Source organism: Acinetobacter faecalis, assembly GCF_034187745.1.
GTDB lineage: Bacteria > Pseudomonadota > Gammaproteobacteria > Pseudomonadales > Moraxellaceae > Acinetobacter > Acinetobacter faecalis.
The window spans coordinates 47,586-68,498 of the sequence record NZ_JAXHPF010000008.1; the positions used below are offsets into that span (position 1 = coordinate 47,586).

The window sequence follows — 20,913 nt, forward strand, 5'->3', positions numbered from 1 at the left end:
GTGCTTGGCGAGGGGAAATACTCCCCCAACCCGATTAATTATCAAGCGATTCTAAACGAATTCGTACAATTTCGCCATGAATCACTGGAAGTGCTTGAATTTGCTTTAACGCTTCATCCATTTTCGCTTCCTTAACAGGATCTGTCAGGATAACAATAGGAATGAGGTCTTTTAAGCGTGACTGTTGCATGATGGCATCAATGCTAATGCCATTACGACTTAAAATAGAAGTAACCTCTGCAAGTACACCAGTTTGATCGTCGGCATTGATACGGATGTAGTAGCCAGTCGTCATTTCTTCACGGCTTAAAATAGGCAAGTCTGTGAGATTTTCAAATGCTAATTGAGGGATTGTGCCTGCACCATCTTCTGTGTAAATGATGTCACGTACAATATCTACAATATCTGCTACAACAGCTGATGCTGTAGGACCTGCCCCTGCGCCCGCGCCATAATACAACGTTGGACCAACAGCGTTTGACTGCACAAGTACAGCATTTTTAACGCCATTTACATTTGCCAATAATTCTTCAGCAGGAATTAGAGTTGGGTGAACACGAAGTTCAATTCCTGTATCTGCACGACGAGCAATACCTAAATGCTTAATACGGAAGCCGAGTTCTTCAGCATATTTCACATCTTGTGCCGTGATTTTGCTGATACCTTCAGTGAATACTTTGTCAAACTGTAAAGGAATACCAAAAGCAATTGAAGCAAGTAGCGTTAACTTGTGTGCAGCATCAATACCTTCAACGTCAAAAGTTGGATCTGCTTCTGCATAGCCAAGTTCTTGCGCTTCTTTCAGTACATCGTCAAAAGTACGTCCTTTCTCGCGCATTTCTGACAAGATGAAGTTACCCGTACCATTAATAATGCCAGCTAACCAATCGATACGGTTTGCTGCTAAGCCTTCACGAATGACTTTAATAATTGGAATACCGCCAGCAACTGCCGCTTCATATGCAATTTGTACTTTATATTCATCGGCAGCTTTAAACAGGGCAGTACCATGTTCAGCAAGCAAAGCTTTGTTCGCAGTAACGACATGCTTACCGTGTTTCATTGCTTCCATGATGAGTTCGTAAGCAGGATGGATTCCACCCATAACTTCAACAACAACATCAACATCGGGCTGACGGACGATGTCCATTAAATCAGCGCTTTGTTTTACGGAATCTGCAAGGTTTAGATCTGGACGTGGACGACGAGTACCAACATGCGTAATTTGAATTTCACGATCGGTGCGACGTCTAATTTCAGCAGCGTTTTCTTGTAATAGTTTAAGGGCTCCACCACCTACGGTTCCTAGACCGAGTATAGCCAGACGAACTGGTTTCACGTCACACTCCAAAATTTAATCGGTTATAAGCGAGCTTAGATCATAGCTAAAAAAACGCTGATACTCTAGGGTAAAAATAACTTTATCTTTACCCATAAAAAGCAGTAATTTAATATATAAAAATTAGTTATTTAAGCGGGTGTCTAACTCTTCTGGAGTTAGGTAGCCACCAAGGTAAACACCTTCTTGATTGTAAATTGCTGGTGTACCATTTACGCCCATGTTTAAGCCCAATTTATATTGATCTTGAACAGGATTTTTACAGGTTGCAGGTTCTAATTGTTCATTTCTAATTGCGCGGTCAAAAGCAGCTTGGCGGTCTGAACTACACCATACGCTTTCCATTGTTGGCATGAATTGTTCGCCACGTGGCCATGCGATATAACGAACTTCAATACCTTTGGCATTAATTTCGTTCATATGCTCATGTAATTTGTGGCAATACGGGCAACTTACATCGGTAAAGACATATACAACATGCTTAGTTTTACCTTTAGCTTTATAAACAATTAAATCTTTTTTATTTAATTGAGAAAGTAATTTCTTATTTGCTTCGGCTTGAAGGCTGTCACTTACATTGTGTAGTTGTTTATCGCCTAAACGGACAATATCGCCCTGAATAATATATTTACCGTCGCTTGTTGCGTATACAGAAGGCATACCTTCTAAGTTTACCCAATATAAATTAGGCACTTCGGTTGCTTTAACATCTAAAACTTTGGCAGGAATACCTACTTTTTTGAAATGCTCACCCAAAGTTGTAATTAAACGTTGTTGTGCATTTCTTTCAGAAAGATTTGAAGCTTCACCCGTAGCAGGCGTACTCGCAGTTAAAGGAGCTTGCTTATTTTCATCGTTATTTGCATTTGAACAAGCACTTAAAGCAAAAGTTGTCGCAAGAGCAGATGCGATAAAAAGTTTAGAGCGGGTAAAAGTCATAGGTAACCCTTTCTTCTTTGTAGATATAAAATAGGCAAATAGAATATCAAAATTCTGAACTCTATATAGAACTTCTTAGTCTAATAAATGCAATCGTTGTGTATCTAGGCACGTGGATGGTGCTGTGCATGCAGTTGTTGCATACGCACTTGCGCGACATGTGTGTAAATTTGTGTGGTTGATAAATCACTATGACCCAATAACATTTGGACAACGCGCAAGTCTGCACCATGGTTTAACAAATGAGTTGCGAATGCATGTCTAAGCGTATGTGGCGAAAGCTCTGTTGAGATTCCTGCTTGCAAAGCATAGCGTTTAATCGCGTACCAAAAATTTTGTCGGCTCATAATGCCGCCATGTTGCGTTAAAAATAAATAATCGGTTGAGCTTTTATAAAGCACAGGGCGTGCAATATTTAAATATTGTTCAATCCAATCAGATGCAACTTGCCCTAAAGGTACAAGGCGTTCTTTATTCCCTTTACCGACAATGCGTACATAGCCTTGTTTTAAATTAATGAGTTCTAAACGTAAATTAATGAGTTCAGAAACACGTAAGCCACACGCATATAAAACCTCGAACATTGCTCGATCGCGCAAACCTAGCGCTGTATTTGTATCAGGTGCATGAATTAAAGCTTCAACATCTTGTTCAGATAAATCTTTTGGTAAAGCACGACCAAGCTTGGGGGTTTTATGCGTTGCAACAGGATTATCACTACGAAGTTTCTGTTCTCTTAAAAATTTAAAAAAAGAACGTAATGCAGAAAGCGTACGTGCAATAGATCTTGGACTTTTACCTTGTTTAGTTAAATCTAAAAGTACATCGGAAATATCATCACTCGTCCAATTAGGCATGGAAGATTGATGTAGCTCTCCCGCTTGAATAAGGTCAGATAAATACGCATTTCGGGTATGCGGGCTCACAGTTTGAGCAATTAGGTAGTCTCTAAAGCCTTGTAGAAAACTAAATTCTTCTGGAATGCTTACAGCGGTGGGTATACGAGGCTTTTTGTTTAACATGTTTGAATCAACTTTTAAGTATTTCAAATCGATAAAATTATTGATTTTTCACACTGTAATTTAATTATGGGGGACTGTCGATGCTGTATAAAATAGATGCGAATCATAATCAAATCAGATTTGTGAATTATTCTCATTTGAATGTATACTGTTCAAAAACGTAAAGGGTTAGACGCGTGCGCCTATCTGATTTGAAAGTTAAACAATCTGCTGTCATTCAACAAGTACATCGTGAAACGAATGATACAAGTTCACCAGATCTTGTAGCAAGTCGCTTGGAGACACTTGGTTTTATTCCTGGTACGAAAGTTCAGGTAATTACTAAAGGTGTTTTTGGCGGAGATCCAATTTTAATTCAAGTTGGATTTACTCGTTTTGCCCTACGTAAAGTTGAAGCTGAAAAAATTGAAATTGAAGGAGCGCTTACATGAGTGATGCGTTACGTATTGCCCTTGTAGGGAATCCAAACTGTGGTAAGACTTCATTATTCAACCATTTAACAGGAACACGTCAAAAAGTTGCAAACTATGCGGGTGTAACTGTTGAACGTAAGGTTGGTCAATTTACTTTGCCTTCAGGTAAAGCAGTTCGCGTACTAGATTTGCCGGGAACATATAGTTTAAATGCTACAAGTCCTGATGAAGCAATTACGCGTGATGTTGTACAAGGAAAAATTGCTGAAGAAGGTGAGCAAGATGCTTTCCTTTGTGTTGTTGATGCAACGAACTTAAGACTTCACCTTGGTTTAGTACTAGAAATGATTGAATTGGGTCGACCAATGCTAATCGTACTCAACATGATGGATGAAGCTCGTCGTCGTGGTATGCAAATTAACACGCAAAAGCTTTCAGAACGTTTAGGTTTACCTGTAGTTGAAACTGTTGCTGTGCGCAATTCTGGTGTTGAAGCATTACTTAGTGCTTTAGATCAAGGTAAATACGAAAAGCCACATACAGAATTGAATGGTTTAACAGGTTCGCATCACGAACAAGCAGAAAAAATTCTAGCGGATGTTGTGAATTATGTTGACCATGAAGATAAACGTTCTGACTTCCTAGACAAAATTTTCCTTCATCCAGTATTTGGCTTAATTAGCCTTGCAGTCATGATGTTTGTGATTTTCCAAGCAGTTTTTGCTTGGGCAGCACCATTTATGGATGGCATTGAAGGCTTCTTTGGTTGGCTTGGTGAGTTTGTTGGTGGGTTTATTTCGCATCCACTTTTAAATAGCTTGGTTGTCGATGGTGTCATTGCTGGTGCAGGCGGTGTTGTGGTGTTCTTGCCACAAATTTTAATTCTATTCTTCTTTATTTTAGTACTTGAAGAGTCCGGTTATTTACCTCGTGCAGCATTCTTGCTTGATAAACTTATGTATAAAGCAGGCTTAAGTGGTCGTGCATTTATTCCACTACTTTCAAGTTTTGCATGTGCTATTCCGGGCATTATGGCAACACGTAGTATTAGTGATCCGCGTGATCGTTTAACAACTATTTTTGTTGCGCCATTGATGACGTGTTCAGCGCGTTTACCAGTCTATGCACTTTTAATTGCAGCATTTGTTCCTGAATATTCAGTATGGGGCGTGTTGAATCTTCAAGGTCTTGTTTTATTTGGCTTATATATGTCAGGTATTGTGAGTGCTCTTGTTGTTGCAACTGTTCTGAAATTTTTCCAAAAAGACAAATCTCAACATACATTGCTTATGGAATTACCAAGTTACCGTCTTCCAGATTTAAGAAGTGTGTGGATTGGTTTATTAGACCGTGCAAAAATTTTCTTAAAACGTGTAGGTGGAATCATCTTTGCGTTGTCTATTTTGCTTTGGTTCTTATGTACATTCCCGCAAGCACCAGATGGCGCAACAATGCCAGATATCGACTACTCTTTTGCAGGTATGCTAGGGCATTTGATTCAACCAATTTTTGCACCGCTTGGTTTTAACTGGCAAATTTGTATTGCCTTAATTCCTGCAATGGCTGCGCGTGAAGTTGTGGTTGCTGCACTTGGTACAGTTTACGCTTTATCTGTTGTAGATGAAGATGCAATGACTCAAGGTTTATCTGCACTTATTAGTAGCGGTGATTTGGGTTGGTCTTTAGCAACAGGTTTATCTTTACTTGTTTGGTTTATTTACGCACCACACTGCTTGGCAACATTGGCAACAGTTAAGCGTGAAACAGGTTCATGGAAAACTGTGGGTGTAATGACCGTTTACTTATTTGGTTTGGCATACTTTATGTCGTTCCTTACTTATCAAATAGCTTCACATTATTTTGGCTAAGTTTGCTGAATAACGAAGTGAAAGGAGATTGAGATGATTGAAATTCTAATTGTTGCTGCATTGGTCATTTGGAGTGCGATCGTTGTTTTTAAGAAAGTTTTTCCTAAGACATCGAATTCAGTCTTTACATCGCTTTCAAGTGCATGTGAGTCAAAAGGTTGGACAATTTTGGCTAAATGGCTAAAACCAGCAATGGCTGCAGGCTGTGGTGGTAGCTGTGGTTGTGCTGCAACAGATTCAACTGCGCAGCAAAAAACTGAAGTACAAGCTGTAAAGTGGAAGTAATTTAAATCTATAAAAAATATAGACCTAAAAAAGCCATCTAAAAAGATGGCTTTTTTACGCACTGACACAAAAAAATGAAAAGAAAGTTAAAACAGAAAAAGCAAATAAAACATCAAAGTGCTAACATTTCAGCAGTTCTAAAATATATCAAAAATATGGTGCAAAAATGTTGATACAGCGTGGTGGTTTAAAAGTCGTTGCTGGGTTGGGTATTTCTGGTGTGGCAGCCGTTAATTTTTTGCATAAGCAAGGCTATCGTGTTGCAGTAACCGATTCACGTCAAAACCCGCCTGGGCATGATCAAATTCCCGCTGAAATTCAAACAAGCTTCGGTGAGCTCGATTTAGAATTATTACTATCCGCTGAAGAAATTGTTATTAGTCCAGGATTAGATCCTAAAATTGAGCAAATTCAGGAAGCCGTTAAGCAAGGTATTCCTGTTGTAAGTGAAATTCAAATTTTACGCCGTGCTACAGATAAACCTATTGTTGCTATAACGGGTTCAAATGCAAAAAGTACTGTAACGACGCTAATGGGTATTATGGCGCAAGCAGCTGGTAAGAAAGTTGCTGTAGGCGGTAATTTAGGACGTCCAGCACTCGATTTAACCAATGATGATCCTGAGCTGTATATTTTAGAGTTATCAAGCTTTCAGTTAGAAGCAACATCTAACTTAAATGCAGATGTCGCTGTTGTACTAAATATGAGTGAAGATCATTTAGATCGTCATGGCGATATGTTTGGTTATCACACTGCAAAACATCGTATTTTCCAAGGCGTGAAAAAAGTAGTTTATAACCGTGATGATTCACTTACACGTCCATTGGTTCCAGATGCAACACCAATGCAGAGTTTTGGTTTAAATGCACCAGATATGAATCAATTTGGTATTTTGAAAGATACTGACGGCACAATTTGGTTGGCACGTGGTCGTGAGCGTTTATTAAAAAGCGAAGATATGTATATTCAAGGCACGCATAATGTTGCGAATGCTTTGGCATGTTTAGCTTTAGGTGAGGCAATTGACTTGCCTTTAGACACAATGCTTGAAACATTAAAGACATTTAAAGGTTTAGAGCATCGCTGTGAATTTGTAAAAGAAGTGAAACAGGTTCGTTATTACAACGATTCAAAAGGCACAAATATTGGTGCAACTTTGGCGGCAATTGATGGTTTAGGTGCTGCAATTGAAGTTAAAGGCGGAAAAGTTGCCATTATTTTAGGTGGACAAGGCAAAGGGCAGGACTTTACTGCGCTACGCGAATCTTTAACTAAATATGTTAAGGTTGCAGTATTAATTGGTGAAGATGCGCCAATCATTGAACAAGCAATTCAGGGCACAACAACTTTATTACATGCACAAACATTTAAAGAAGCTGTTGAATTATGCAAAAAAAATACACAAGCGAATGATGTTGTATTGCTTTCACCAGCATGTGCAAGTTTTGATATGTTTACGGGCTATCCGCAACGTGGTCATCAGTTTGTAGAACTCGTTAACGCGCTAAACTAAGAATAATAGGAAGGCTGATATGGCTGGGTTTGCTCAGACAACTATCAATAAAATAACTCAAATATATGATCAGTGGGCACTTAAAATGCCTGCTGAAATAAATGTTCGTAATGTACTGATTTTTTGTGTATTGGCGTTGCTTTGCATTGGGACGATCATGGTAGCTTCAGCTTCTATGCCCTATGCAGATCGTATGCATGAAAACCCATTTCATTATGTTACACGGCACAGCATTTCAATTTTTGTTGCTTCGGTTGCAGCATTAATCGCATATAAATTTCCACTCAATTTATGGTTTAACAATACATTCTTCCTTTGGATTATTACCATTATTTTGCTTGTGGCGGTTTTAGCTGTCGGTACAGAAGTCAATGGTTCCAAACGATGGATTCGTGTTGCAGGCTTTACTTTGCAGGCATCTGAAGTTGCGAAACTGATGATGGCAATATTCACGGCAGATTATGTGGTAAGGCGTGCAGCAGAAGTTCGTAATAATATTAAAGGGCTTATTCGCCTTGGCGTTATTATGGCGGCTACAGTGGGCTTGGTTATGGCAGAGCCTGACTTAGGTGCAACAGTTGTAATTGCATTAACAATGCTAGGTGTTTTCTTTTTAGCTGGTGCGCCACTTATTCAGTTTGCGATTGCCTTTGGTGCAATTATTGCTGCGTTTGTTTTCCTTGTGTTATTTGAACCGTACCGTTTGGCACGTTTAATGTCTTTCTCAAACCCTTGGAATGATCCATTAGGTGCGGGTTATCAGCTTTCCAATGCACTTATGGCTTTTGGTCGTGGGGAATGGTCTGGGGTTGGTTTAGGACATAGTATTCAAAAAATGTCTTATTTACCTGAAGCACACACAGACTTTATGCTTGCAATTCTAGGCGAGGAGTTTGGGTTTCTAGGTATTTCAACAGTTCTTACGCTTTCATTTATTCTGCTTGTTTGCTGTATTATGATTGGGCATCGTGCCTTAAAAAATCAGTACTTAAGAGCAGGCTATTTGGCTTATGGTATTAGTATTATTTTCCTTATGCAGATTCTTGTAAATGCAGGGATGAACATGGGAATGTTACCAACCAAAGGTTTGACACTTCCATTTATTAGTTATGGTGGTTCATCACTTATTGTTTGTGCGGTAATGATTAGTTTAATTTTAAAAATTGAATCCACCACACATGGTAAAAATATGAGTCGAGAAGAATCGAGCTTCTAGTTATAAGCTTCAATAAAAAAACCGAGCCTAATAGCTCGGTTTTTTTATGTTTTTATTTAAATAAAAACACCATCTAAATGAGTACGATGCGGAATGAGATCCAAATTCCATTGAGCAACTGCTTGTTGCAACATTTTATGTGGCTGATCTAATTCAACAGCAGGTTGTTGTAAAGCGTGTAGAGCTTGTTGTAGTAGCTCTGATGGTTTTGTTAGATCAAGTGCTTGAGCCATATTTTGTTTAGATAACTTTTGACCTTGATCATTCATCGCAAGCGGTAAATGAATATATTCAAGGCGCGGATAATCAAGTAATTGTCCAAGCCAAATTTGACGTTCAGTGTTATCTAGTAAGTCTGCACCACGAACAACGTGGGTCATTCCTTGTAAAAAATCATCTACAACAACAGCAAGTTGATAATTGATAATGCCATCACGACGCTTTAAAACAAAATCACCAAGATCTGTTTTTAAATTTGAACAATGTTGTCCTTGGAGATGATCTTGAAAGCAAATGTCATGATCTGAAACTTTTACACGAATTGCTTGATCATGAAAAGGAAGTGCAAGATCTCTGCAAGCTCCTGCATAAATATGGTTGGAACCTAACATTTTACGGGTGCATTGACATGCATAGACCATATTTTTTTTATGTAATTGCTGAATGACATCTTCATAAATGTCTAAGCGATCTTTTTGGAAAATAATGTCTGAATCTGGAAATAGTTCGAAAGAATCTATTGCATGAAGAATATGTTCTTCACTCCCGGGGTAAATTCGGGGAATGTCGGTATCTTCAATACGAACATGCCAAAGCCCTTGATGTGCTTTCGCATCGCAATAGCTCGCAACTGCGGTAATTAAAGACCCAAAATGCAAAGGGCCGGTTGGCGATGGCGCGAACCGACCCACGTAATTCACTTCTTTCCCTTCCTTTTCTAAAGGAAGGGGCAGGGATGGATTACTGAATAACATGAATTAACCGTTATTTTGCTTCTCTTTGATTTCTGCCAAAGTTTTGCAGTCAATACAAAGTGTTGCAGTTGGACGTGCTTCTAAGCGACGTAAACCAATTTCGATACCACAAGTTTCACAGAAACCGTAATCATCGTTTTTGATCGCTTCAATAGATTGCTCGATTTTACGGATTAGTTTGCGTTCACGGTCGCGTGTACGTAATTCAATCGCAAATTCTTCTTCTTGTGTCGCGCGGTCATTTACGTCTGGAAGGGCAGTATTTTCATCCTGCATTGTATTCAAAGTACGGTCAACTTCAGACATAAGCTCTTCTTTCCACGCCAAAAGAATTTTGCGGAAATGTTCAAGCTGTCCTTCGGACATATACTCTTCATTTTTTTTAGGCTGATAAGGCTCAATACCAAATAAGCTAGCAGCTGGGCCACTTTCTGACGCTTTTGACTTCGGTTTACGCACTTTTTTTGTAGATTTTTCTTCTACAATATTTGTTTGCTCGTCCAAGACTTGATTTTGATTGTCATTCGCCATGTAAGGCATTCCTCATCATATACGTATATTAATACGCAAAAAATATGGTGATATGCAAGTGTCTGTTTCCACACTCCCCACATAGATAAACGTTCTTTGGGGGTCGTCATCATATAGACTTTTTATGTATTTTGATAGTCTTTGATGTTTTGGATTTGACCCATCATTATTCCTTTTGAAGGCAATAAAATAAAGCATTCGAGATGAAATTAAAAGTTAATAACCTGAAATTTCTAAATTTATTTTCAAATTTAATGTATCAATTCTATGTATTTCAGTGCTAAAAGTGCCATCTTCCTTTAAATGTAATACACGATAACCCGGTGCAGAACTATCTAAAGCAAATTGTTCACTTTTTGGCTTGAATTGCACGCACGTAGAAGGTGTAGAGTAAAAATGGATATTATTCCAAAGGTTGATAGATTCTTGATGTACGTGTCCAAAAAGTACCATTTTAATATTTGAATATTTTTTGAATATTTCACAGAAACTTTCACTATTTTTAAGTTTGTGATTATCTATCCAACGAGAATCCATTTCTAAAGGATGGTGATGGCAGGTAATTATAATGTGTTGATTTTTATGTTCTGCTAAAAGGGTATCAAGTTGTTGTAATTGTTCATCTTCAATCCAACCATGAACCTGACCTTTAACAGCACTATTTAATAAAATAACAGTCCAAAAGCCTATTTTAATGGCATGAACTTGGTTTTGATTGTGATGAAAGGGGAAAAATTCAGCTTTGTCATGGTTGCCAGGAATTTGATAATACGGAATTCCCACACTATTCATAAAATTAATATACGTTTCATAAGTTTCAGGAACAGGTGCTTGAGCCAAATCTCCTGTATGAAATATAGAATTTACGTCCGGATATTTTTGTTGAATATCTTTCATCACAGCATGAAAAGTTGCAGATGGATTCATCTGTAAAAATTCTAAATTATCTTTATTCATCAGATGGGTATCTGAGATTTGTATGACTGTTAAATCATTTTGCTTATTGTTTTCTGTTAAAGCCATGTCCATCCCCTCTAGACATTCTTTATGGTTTTAATATGTTGTTTTAACCATTGTAAAGCCATGATGACAGGTGCATTTCTCAAGCGTCCATTTGTTAAAAGTGTGTTTAAATCTTGGTATGAAATTAAATGAAGTTGAATATTTTCCCCTTCATCGGGCATGCCAAAAATCCCACCTTCTTTTGGCAATTTTACTTTTGCGCTATATAAGTGAAAAAGTTCTGAGCAAGCGCCTGCAGAAGGGAAGAATGTGAAGAGATGTTCTAAATCATCTACTTCACATCCAGATTCTTCAAGAGCCTCTCTGCGGATGCAACTTTCAGGTGTTTCATCTCCATCGAGTACACCTGCAATAATTTCAAGTTGCCATGGAGATTGTTCATCATCCATAGCACCTACTCGAAATTGCTCAATTAAAGCAAATTTTTGTTGCTCATCATCATAAAGAAGAACACCTGCTGCTTCAGGGCGATGAATAAGTTCACGCTGAATATCGGGTGTATATGAAGTTTTATTAAACAATTGATGAGATAAACTCACTTTTTCAACTTGTATGAAGCCACGATATAAGTATTCACGTTGATGAATTTTATAGTCGTTAATTCCATAAGTTGCTTGTTTAATAATATTCATAATTTATTCATTAGGATAAATAAAATCTTATTTCATCCTAACTGAGTTTTTGATGAATACAAACAGTTTTCTGATCATTTACACTTTATGGTACAACTTTTGTCCTTGTTCCAAATACGCGTCACTCATGGCTTTGAGACCAGTTTCAATTTCTTGACTGTTTTGATCGGAATTAATCTCAGCATTTTGATTTTGAGCATACTCTCTCACATTTTGGGTGATTTTCATCGAACAAAATTTAGGTCCACACATAGAGCAAAAGTGTGCAGATTTATGTGCTTCTTTTGGCATGGTTTCATCGTGCATACTACGTGCAGTGTCAGGATCTAAACTTAAGTTAAACTGATCTTCCCATCTAAATTCAAAACGTGCTTTTGAAAGAGCATTATCACGTGCTTGAGACCCCGGATGTCCTTTTGCAAGGTCAGCGGCATGAGCTGCAATTTTGTAGGTGATGATGCCGTCTTTTACATCTTTCTTGTTTGGTAAGCCTAAATGTTCTTTGGGCGTGACATAACAAAGCATTGCGGTGCCGTACCAACCAATCATTGCCGCACCAATGGCAGAGGTAATGTGGTCATAACCTGGAGCTATATCGGTCGTTAATGGTCCAAGTGTATAAAAGGGTGCTTCTTTGCAAACTTCAAGTTGCAAGTCCATATTTTCTTTAATCATATGCATTGGCACATGACCCGGACCTTCAATAATCACTTGAACATCATGCTCCCAAGCTTTATGCGTTAATTCACCTAAAGTTCTGAGTTCATTAAATTGTGCTTCATCATTGGCATCTTGAACACATCCGGGGCGTAAGCCATCTCCTAAACTAAAAGAAACATCATAAGCTTTCATAATTTCGCAAATTTCATCGAAATGCGTATATAGGAAGTTTTCTTTATGATGTGCCAAACACCACTGCGCCATAATTGAACCGCCACGAGAAACAATTCCTGTGAGGCGATTGGCTGTTTGAGGTACGTATCTTAAAAGTACGCCCGCATGAATGGTGAAGTAATCGACACCTTGTTCGGCTTGCTCAATGAGTGTGTCTTTAAAAATTTCCCAAGTTAAGTCTTCAGCAACGCCATTTACTTTTTCGAGTGCTTGATAAATAGGTACAGTACCAATAGGGACGGGTGCATTTCGAATAATCCATTCACGTGTTTCATGAATGTTTTTACCTGTAGATAAATCCATGATGGTGTCTGCGCCCCAACGTGTTGCCCACGTCATTTTGGCAACTTCTTCATCAATGCTTGAACCAAGTGCAGAGTTACCAATATTGGCATTAATTTTCACAAGGAAATTACGTCCAATAATCATCGGTTCACATTCAGGATGATTAATGTTTGCAGGAATAATGGCACGACCAGAAGCGACTTCTTGACGTACAAATTCAGGTGTAATTTCACGTAAATTTTGCGCACCAAAATTTTGCCCTGCATGTTGGCGCATATCTACGCCATCACGTTGTCTTTGGTTTTCTCGAATGGCAATGTATTCCATTTCAGGTGTGATAATGCCTTGTTTTGCATAATGCATTTGCGTGACATTTTTGCCTGCTTTGGCACGTCTTGGTTTTTGAATATCTGCAAAACGAATATCAGCAGTACGAATATCTTTTAAGCGTTCTTGACCAAATTGAGATGTTAGTGTTTCTAAACGTTCGGTATCTCCGCGCTCTTCAATCCATGCTTCACGAACACTAGGTAAACCTGTTTTAAGGTCAATCGTTACGTTTGGATCGGTATAAACGCCAGAAGTGTCATACACCATGAGAGGTGGATTTTTTTCACCGCCTAAGCCTGTTGGTGTATCCGTAAGTTCAATTTCACGCATGGGAACTTGAATGTCTGGGCGTGAACCTTGGATATAAACTTTTTTAGAAGCAGGTAAAATTCGAGTTAAATCTTTTGCATCTTGCTCATGTTGAGCCGAAATTTCAGAAGCAGTGAGATTCGTTAATTGGTTCATTGCAATGATCCTTATGAATGACATCAACGAATCAAGCACGACCAAAAACGTGGCGGTTTTATCTTGTAAAATTTAGATAAATTGAGGCTAAGTTTTTAGATGGGCTTGATTCCTACGCAGGTATTAACCTGATCAGGTTCAACGGTACTCATCTTCAAACAAAAGCTTTGGGCTTTATTTAGATGATCTCAGCGAGTTTTTACTCGCGCTCCGTCAAGCGATGCGAGGATATTAGCATGAAGCTGAAGGAAAAACAGTGCTCGTTTAATCTTCAACTGCTTTTGATGAATGGATTGATGCGTGGATATAAAGGTTGAAAATGAGATTAATTTTTGTAGCAAATCGCATCTGAAAAGCAATCGAATGGTTGATTCAATTGAACAGATTTGAGTTTTAAATATTGATTGAGTTGAGCACTTGGATGTTCAAAACCTGTTAATTTTGTTCTTTCATTTAGATTCATTTGAATAAAACTGAGGAAGCGTCTTGCTTGATTTGAAAGTTGAGATTTATTTAATTTTGATAGCTTTTCTATTGCAGATAAATGATCGCTTTTAATTGAGGATTCACCTAGATATGATTCGGAAACAGGATTAACCGACACACCTTTAAACAAAAGCTGACTGTACGCTTGATATAAATATTGAGCTTCTTTAATGAATTGGCTTTTAGGATACTTATTTACATAGTCCTCCCAAAATAAAGCACGTTCTAATAACTCATTTGCATCGATAGTAATATCTTGATTATAAAATAGGTTTTGCATGTTTTGTTGAGCTAGATTCTCTATAAATACTCGCTCTGCTTGAGGTAAGTAAGGTGCGAAAATTCGAGCAAGATATTGCGGATTTCGTCTATAAACTAATTCTTGTTGGGCATTTTCATGAAGCTCAACATAAGCTTGACCTTTATGTTTAAGTAAATATTGGTCTCTTAAACTAAATTCTTGATGATGGCTTTGTTGAATAGTTGGATATTGAGCCATATTTAAAGCATGGCTTTCAAAGGCTTTTTGTTCTTTTGATGTGCGTTTAACGGTTAAAAAATTATTGTACATTTGGTTGCTCAAATGCATTAAGTGCATTTGTTGTTTTAGATCGACCAATGGAATACAAATTTTTAAATCATGATTGATTTGTTCAAGTGCAAAAGTAGTACGTGTATTATCAACCTCTTTCATTTCTTTGCTTAAATTTTCACATAAATGGGTCAAGTCTAGTTGTACTGGAGCCTCGTTTTTTTCTTCGGCACTTATAGGTGGAGGAGCAGATTTTTGACATGCAACTAAACTAAGCATAAAGCCCAAAGTACTTAAAATAATTGCGATGTAAAAAACTTTATATTTCACTATAACTCTTGCATAAAGAATATAAAACTAACTGAAACAATCTTAGCTTTGAAACATGAAGAATGATTGTGGATTTATGAGTTGGTTTGGTAAGTATGTGCATGTGAACGTAACAAATGTTGTTGCTGTAGTAATTGAGTGTGAAAGCCTGTCTAGATTTGAAAATAAATGAAAAATATACATAAAAAGGATGTTTAAGCTTTCAAAATTGTGATGTTATTGATTGAATACAAGATGTTATTGGCAACTAGACTAAATTTCGTAAGGGTTTAAACAATACAATGAAGAAAAACTTTTTATGCTTTTTATCTCTTGCTGTCATAAGCCCGTGGGTAAATGCTTTAGATTTGGTAAGCGCTTACGATCGTGCTAAAAATTCAGATCCAAATTGGCAAGCAAATGTTCTCCAATATGAAGCAGATCAACTAAATTTAGGTTTGGCAAAAGGTAACTTGCTACCAACCGTTACATTATCTGGAAATATCACAAGAAAAAGTCAGGACATGAATAGCATTTCTATACCTGGCGCACCCGAAGTAAATTCAGATAATTTGATGTCATCATCTTCAACTACGCGACAAGCCTCAATTACAGCAAGACAACCATTGTTTAGATGGGATGCTTGGGAAGGGCTGAAACAGGTTAAAACCTCGGTAAATTTAAGTGAAGTAACGTTAAAAGTTCAGCAGCAAGATCATATTTTAAATGTGTCTGAATCTTATTTTAATGTGCTTAGGCAACAAGCTTTAACAGCCGCATATTTACAAGAAGAAAAAGCTTTGCTTGAACAACTCAATATGATGAATGCCAAACTAAAAGAAGGATTAGTTGCAAAAAGTGATGTGAGTGAAGCCAATGCACAATATCAAAATGCACGTGCAAATCGAATTTCAACGCATGTTCAATTGGTTTTAGCGCAAGAACAATTGTCACAACTGATTGGGCTGTATCGTGAAAATTTAGCTGTTCTTCGAGATGATTTTAAGTTTCAAAAACCGATTCCTGAAAAGCTTCAAGATTGGACAGACTTAGCACAACGTCAAAATTTAAATGTGCAACAAGCACGTTTGCAATATCAATATGCCGAAGATGGTGTGCGTGTTGAGCGCGCTGCAAAGTATCCTCAAATTGAAGCAGTCGGAACTTATGGATATAACAAGCAAAGTCCAGAAAGTTTAATGTCTCAAAATGGTGAGTTTGATCAAATTGGCGTGGAAGTAAACTGGAATATTTTTAGCGGTGGACGTGTCAAAAAGAATGTGCAAAAAGCAGCAGTAAATGCAAAAAAAGCACAGGCTCAATTAGATGCTGCCATTTTAAAAGCCAATACAGATGTTAAAAAATCGTATTTACAAGTTGAAACTGACCAAGCGAAACTAGAAGCAAGAAAAGCGGCAATGGAATCTTCAGAAATTGTGTCAAACGCATCGAAAGCGCAATATAACGAAGGCTTAAAAACCATGGTTGATGTACTTTTGGCACAGCGAAATGCATTTTCGACAAAGCAAGATTATTTAAATGCAAAGTATGATTATGTAGTAAATGTCTTAAGGCTCAAGGCATCTGTAGGGCAGTTAAATGAGCAAGTGCTGAAAGAAATGAATGCTTGGCTGATTGCAAAATAATTTTGAAATTTAGGCGATTTAAATAAGTCTAAAAGATGATGTGCTTTGTCATAAAAAGTTCATCATTGATGTGCTTTAATATTGTTCATTATAAATTTATAAGTCTGTTGTCGTGGAGTATATTCCTTGAGTCCAACCAATCCTGTGCTGAATCATCATATTTCTTCTCAATTTAACGAAGAATTAAGAGATGTAAATACAAAATTTATGACGATGGGCGGCTTAGTTGAACAACAGGTCGCAAGTGCAATTCGTGCATTACTTGATACAGATGCTAGCTTAGCAATTGAAACACAATTTCAAGACAATGTTGTGAATCGATATGAAACTGAAATTGATGAAGCATTAACTTTAATTTTAGCTAGACGCCATCCTGCTGCAATTGATTTGCGTATGGTCATTGCAATGTCTAAAGCCAATACAGATTTAGAGCGTATTGGTGATGAAGCAGCAAAAATTGCACGTATTGCGCAAAATTTATGTGAAGAAGGTGGTTCTCCACGTGGTTATATGGAAACTCGCCATATTGGTAATCAAGTTCGTATTATGATTCATGATGCATTAGATGCTTTTGCACGTTTAGATGTAGACCAAGCATTACGTGTTTTATTGGCAGATGCCGATATTGACCGTGAATACCAATCTGCAATGCGTACATTAATGACCTATATGATGGAAGATCCGCGCCATATTTCACGTGTTATGAACGTTATGTGGGTATTACGTTCATTGGAACGTATTGGTGACCATGCACGGAATATTTCTGAGCAAGTGATTTATATGGTGAAAGGTCTAGACGTACGCCATACAGACGTTAAAGAAATTGAAGAAAAAGTACAGGAAAAGTAATTTTAAAAATTATTTAGTACACTTTTAAGGCCTCTAGTTATTTAGAGGCTTTTTTATAATGATTAAAAAAAGAATAAAAAAAATCCCAGACTTTGGGGGAAGTCTGAGACTAAAATTAGTACAGTATCAATGGAGATAGATACTGTCTATGAGATTTATTATAGGAAAGAGCTAAACATAAATCATGTGGTTTATTGTGTTCTAATGTAATGTTTTATAAACAGAAGTTGTTGATAATTACAGAAAAAACACATATTGTTTTTATGGATTTATTGTTTATCTAAGTTAAAAATATACGTTAATTTCTAGGTGGTATAAATATTTAAAGACTTTTCTTTGGTTCTAAGATTAGTGTGATTTTTATCCATTTTTCTTATGCCTTAATAAGTTAATAAAAAGAATCCCCAAATTTGGAGATTCTTTTCAGATTAAAGCCTACGCACACCTTCGGTGTTTGTCTTGCGTAATTTTAGAGCGATGCTCTAAAAATTACTCAGGCTTTAGACCTTCAGCTTTTTCTAGAGTTTCATCATTATTGAAGAATTTTTCACGTTGTTCTTCAAGAAACTTTTTAGCATCTGGTTCAAACACATTTAAACGCTTTTCGTTAATAAGTGTCGTTTGGTGCTTCAACCATTCTTGCCAAGCTTGTTTAGAAACCGTGTCAAATAATTCTTGACCCTTTGCACCTGGAAAAGGTGCAAAATCTAAAGCTTCCATTTCTTGTTGATACTTACGGCAAAATACTTGTCGAGACATATCAATACTCCGAATTAAACGTAAAATTTAAGCGTAAAGGCTTTCTAAGCGAGTATATGCACGAGCAATTGCAGCTTCTACTTGCGCAGGAGCTGTACCGCCAATGTGGTTACGTGCATTTACAGATGCTTCAAGTGTTAAAGCTTTTTCAAATACATCTGCTTGAATTAAGTCAGAGAACTGTTGAAGCTGTTCTAATGTTAATTCAGATAAGTCTTTGCCTTCTTGAACACCAAGCGCAACAGCTTTACCTACAATTTCATGGGCATCACGGAAAGCAACGCCATTTTTCACTAAGTAGTCAGCAAGGTCAGTTGCAGTAGAGAAACCACGAAGCGCAGCTTCACGCATGATTTCAATGTTTGGAACCAATGCAGGAATCATGTCGGCAAATGCCATAAGAGAACCACGAACCGTATCAATTGCATCGAATAATGGTTCTTTATCTTCTTGGTTGTCTTTGTTGTAAGCCAATGGTTGACCTTTCATAAGCGTTAATAAGCTCATTAAGTCACCATAAACACGACCAGTTTTACCACGAATTAATTCAGGAACATCTGGATTTTTCTTTTGTGGCATGATTGATGAGCCAGTGCAGAAACGGTCAGGAATATTCACAAATTTGAACTGAGCCGAAGTCCAAAGAATCATTTCTTCAGACATACGTGATAAATGCATCATAATTAAAGATGCAGCAGCATTGAATTCAATACCAAAATCACGGTCAGAAACTGCATCAAGTGAGTTTTCACAAACTGCTTCAAAACCTAAAAGTTCAGCAGTGTATTCACGTTCGATTGGATACGTTGTACCTGCAAGCGCAGCAGAACCAAGCGGTAAACGATTTACACGTTTACGGCAGTCAATTAAACGCTCAGAGTCACGTACTAACATTTCAAACCAAGCCATTAAATGGTGACCAAAAGTCACAGGCTGTGCAGTTTGAAGATGTGTAAAACCAGGCATAATTGTATTGGTGTTTTTAGCCGCTAAGCTCAAAATACCTTTTTGCAATTTTTCGAGTAATTGTAAAATCGCATCAATTTCATCACGTACATATAAACGGATGTCAGTTGCAACTTGGTCATTACGGCTACGACCTGTATGCAGTTTCTTACCCGTAATACCGATACGCTGAGTTAAACGAGATTCAATGTTCATGTGAACATCTTCTAAATCGATGCGCCACTCAAAGTTGCCCGCTTCAATTTCAGATTTAATAGTGGTTAAACCATTAATAATGTCATCACGTTCTTGTTCAGTTAAAACGCCAACTTTTGCAAGCATAGTTGCATGTGCAATAGAACCTGCAATATCTTGTTTATAAAAGCGTTGGTCAAATTGAACAGATGCTGTAAATTCAGCAACAAATGCATCAGTAGCTTCAGAGAAACGACCGCCCCACATACCCGATGTTTGGGTTTGTGACGGATTTGAGGAATTAGAAGATGTGGTCATGTCGGCTCAATAGAATAAAAAGCGATAATATGCAAAGTAGTATAGCAAATTCGGAAACAGTTACCGAAAAACAAGTCGATCAAACTTTTGCACATATGCAGGGGGAAAATCATTCAATCTATTTTTTAACGAAAATAGGTCGTTGGCAATATTTAATTGAATTATTTATTGGCAGTGTTTTATTGGCATTGGTTTTGGTCTTGGCAGAAGCACAGGGATGGTCAGGGCTAAGCTTTGAGCGTTTTATTCAATATGTGCTTTATATCGATTGGGTACTTTTGTGCTTTGTTACTTTGGTTGAATACTTTCAGAAAACGCTTATAAAAGTGCATTTGGCACAATCATTTGTTATGGGTTTTTTGTTGTTGCAATTGATTGTCTTTTCGACAAGTGTTGGTCTTAATTTCTTTATACATTTAGGTGAAAACCTTGGCTTAGAAAATTTGAGCTTGGATGTCTTATTCGATAATATTGGTTTGCACTTGGGTTATGGCATATTGCTTGGCGCATTTTGCTTTAGATATTTATATGTACGTGAACAATGGGTGCAACAGCAGAACAGTGAATTACGCTCAAGAGTAGATGCCTTACAAGCACGTATACATCCTCACTTTTTATTTAATAGTTTAAACAACGTTATTAGTTTAATTGCAATAGATCCAGATAAAGCAGAGCAAATGCTTTTAAATTTATCTCGATTATTTCGTGCAAGTTTGCAAGAACTCAAGCTTGTGAGTTTGGCTGATGAAATTGAACTTTGCCAAAAATACTTAGAAATAGAACAAATTCGCTTAGGTGATCGGTTAAATGTAGATTGGAAATTTGAAAATAAGCAGCTTTTCAATCAAACACAAATTCCACTGCTGACTTTACAGCCACTACTTGAAAATAGTATTTTTCATGGTGTAGAGAAAATTTTAGCCAAAAGCACCATTAGTATATTGGTTGAAGTTTTAGATAATCATGTCAATATAGTGGTGACAAATCCCTTTATAATTAATGATGTTGCACAGCGTCAAAGTCATGGGATAGCAATAAAAAATATTAAACAGCGCTTGCAAGCCTATTATGGAAGTTCTGTGACATTTAGAACATTTTCAAGCAATCAAATATACACAACAGTGGTTCAGTACAGATACAAATAA

At 37.3% G+C, this 20,913-nt stretch carries 19 protein-coding genes and 1 riboswitch; of the genes, 8 read left to right on the forward strand and 11 right to left on the reverse strand.

All coding sequences use genetic code 11. From position 1 onward, the window contains the following. Positions 1–34: 34 nt before the first annotated feature. The 3 genes from SKM54_RS09720 to xerD all read right to left on the reverse strand — a co-directional run bounded on the left by SKM54_RS09720 (position 35) and on the right by xerD (position 3,300). The gene (locus SKM54_RS09720) at positions 35–1,339 is read right to left on the reverse strand and encodes a homoserine dehydrogenase (protein WP_321087812.1); all 1,305 of its coding nucleotides are present in this window, start codon (positions 1,337–1,339) and stop codon (positions 35–37) included. Positions 1,340–1,462: 123 nt separating this feature from the next. Beyond that, positions 1,463–2,278, reverse strand: coding sequence for a DsbC family protein (locus SKM54_RS09725; RefSeq protein WP_321087813.1), 816 nt, complete (start codon positions 2,276–2,278; stop codon positions 1,463–1,465). 104 nt (positions 2,279–2,382) lie between these two features. After that, complete coding sequence (xerD, locus tag SKM54_RS09730; RefSeq protein WP_321087814.1) at positions 2,383–3,300, reverse strand: site-specific tyrosine recombinase XerD; 918 nt, start codon at positions 3,298–3,300, stop codon at positions 2,383–2,385. 176 nt (positions 3,301–3,476) lie between these two features. Between xerD and SKM54_RS09735 the strand changes: the two genes are divergently transcribed. From SKM54_RS09735 to ftsW, 5 genes are all read left to right on the forward strand, one after another. Beyond that, a complete protein-coding gene (locus SKM54_RS09735; RefSeq protein WP_171501189.1) occupies positions 3,477–3,731 on the forward strand; it encodes a FeoA family protein in 255 nt (84 codons plus the stop codon). Next, on the forward strand, positions 3,728–5,581 hold the full coding sequence (gene feoB / locus SKM54_RS09740; RefSeq protein WP_321087815.1) for a ferrous iron transporter B: 1,854 nt from the start codon (positions 3,728–3,730) through the stop codon (positions 5,579–5,581). Before SKM54_RS09735 ends, feoB begins: the two co-directional genes overlap by 4 nt. Positions 5,582–5,614: 33 nt before the next feature. Beyond that, positions 5,615–5,866, forward strand: coding sequence for a DUF6587 family protein (locus SKM54_RS09745; protein WP_321095253.1), 252 nt, complete (start codon positions 5,615–5,617; stop codon positions 5,864–5,866). Between the two features lie 166 nt (positions 5,867–6,032). Continuing rightward, the gene (gene murD / locus SKM54_RS09750; protein WP_321095254.1) at positions 6,033–7,379 is read left to right on the forward strand and encodes a UDP-N-acetylmuramoyl-L-alanine--D-glutamate ligase; all 1,347 of its coding nucleotides are present in this window, start codon (positions 6,033–6,035) and stop codon (positions 7,377–7,379) included. A 19-nt stretch (positions 7,380–7,398) separates the two neighbouring features. Next, positions 7,399–8,595: a putative lipid II flippase FtsW gene (gene ftsW, locus SKM54_RS09755; protein WP_321090192.1), complete on the forward strand. Its 1,197-nt coding sequence runs from the start codon at positions 7,399–7,401 to the stop codon at positions 8,593–8,595. A gap of 56 nt (positions 8,596–8,651) precedes the next feature. Here the strand turns inward: ftsW and gluQRS are convergent, their stop codons facing one another. The 6 genes from gluQRS to SKM54_RS09785 form a co-directional block, all read right to left on the reverse strand. Further along, positions 8,652–9,569: a tRNA glutamyl-Q(34) synthetase GluQRS gene (gene gluQRS, locus SKM54_RS09760; protein WP_321091672.1), complete on the reverse strand. Its 918-nt coding sequence runs from the start codon at positions 9,567–9,569 to the stop codon at positions 8,652–8,654. Between the two features lie 3 nt (positions 9,570–9,572). Continuing rightward, a complete protein-coding gene (gene dksA, locus SKM54_RS09765; protein ID WP_154771947.1) occupies positions 9,573–10,100 on the reverse strand; it encodes an RNA polymerase-binding protein DksA in 528 nt (175 codons plus the stop codon). 216 nt (positions 10,101–10,316) lie between these two features. Beyond that, positions 10,317–11,129: a 3',5'-cyclic-AMP phosphodiesterase gene (gene cpdA / locus SKM54_RS09770; protein WP_407061304.1), complete on the reverse strand. Its 813-nt coding sequence runs from the start codon at positions 11,127–11,129 to the stop codon at positions 10,317–10,319. A gap of 5 nt (positions 11,130–11,134) precedes the next feature. Continuing rightward, positions 11,135–11,755, reverse strand: a complete 621-nt coding sequence (locus SKM54_RS09775) for an NUDIX domain-containing protein (protein WP_321090188.1) — start codon at positions 11,753–11,755, stop codon at positions 11,135–11,137. Between the two features lie 78 nt (positions 11,756–11,833). After that, positions 11,834–13,729: a phosphomethylpyrimidine synthase ThiC gene (thiC, locus tag SKM54_RS09780; RefSeq protein WP_321095256.1), complete on the reverse strand. Its 1,896-nt coding sequence runs from the start codon at positions 13,727–13,729 to the stop codon at positions 11,834–11,836. Positions 13,730–13,821: 92 nt separating this feature from the next. Further along, a riboswitch (TPP riboswitch) is annotated at positions 13,822–13,952 on the reverse strand. 102 nt (positions 13,953–14,054) lie between these two features. After that, a complete protein-coding gene (locus SKM54_RS09785; protein WP_321095257.1) occupies positions 14,055–15,077 on the reverse strand; it encodes a hypothetical protein in 1,023 nt (340 codons plus the stop codon). Between the two features lie 281 nt (positions 15,078–15,358). Between SKM54_RS09785 and abuO the strand changes: the two genes are divergently transcribed. Together abuO and phoU are read left to right on the forward strand one after the other, a co-directional pair. Further along, entirely contained in the window at positions 15,359–16,702 is a 1,344-nt protein-coding gene (gene abuO / locus SKM54_RS09790; RefSeq protein WP_321095258.1) for a multidrug efflux outer membrane protein AbuO, read from the forward strand. A 126-nt stretch (positions 16,703–16,828) separates the two neighbouring features. After that, positions 16,829–17,551, forward strand: a complete 723-nt coding sequence (gene phoU, locus SKM54_RS09795) for a phosphate signaling complex protein PhoU (protein ID WP_321087824.1) — start codon at positions 16,829–16,831, stop codon at positions 17,549–17,551. 489 nt (positions 17,552–18,040) lie between these two features. Here the strand turns inward: phoU and SKM54_RS09800 are convergent, their stop codons facing one another. After that, positions 18,041–18,310, reverse strand: a complete 270-nt coding sequence (locus SKM54_RS09800) for an oxidative damage protection protein (RefSeq protein WP_321087825.1) — start codon at positions 18,308–18,310, stop codon at positions 18,041–18,043. 27 nt (positions 18,311–18,337) lie between these two features. Beyond that, the gene (gene argH, locus SKM54_RS09805; protein WP_171501191.1) at positions 18,338–19,768 is read right to left on the reverse strand and encodes an argininosuccinate lyase; all 1,431 of its coding nucleotides are present in this window, start codon (positions 19,766–19,768) and stop codon (positions 18,338–18,340) included. Here argH and SKM54_RS09810 point away from each other — a divergent pair. Beyond that, positions 19,759–20,913, forward strand: a complete 1,155-nt coding sequence (locus SKM54_RS09810) for a sensor histidine kinase (RefSeq protein ID WP_321087827.1) — start codon at positions 19,759–19,761, stop codon at positions 20,911–20,913. The two genes, argH and SKM54_RS09810, sit on opposite strands and share 10 nt — an antisense overlap.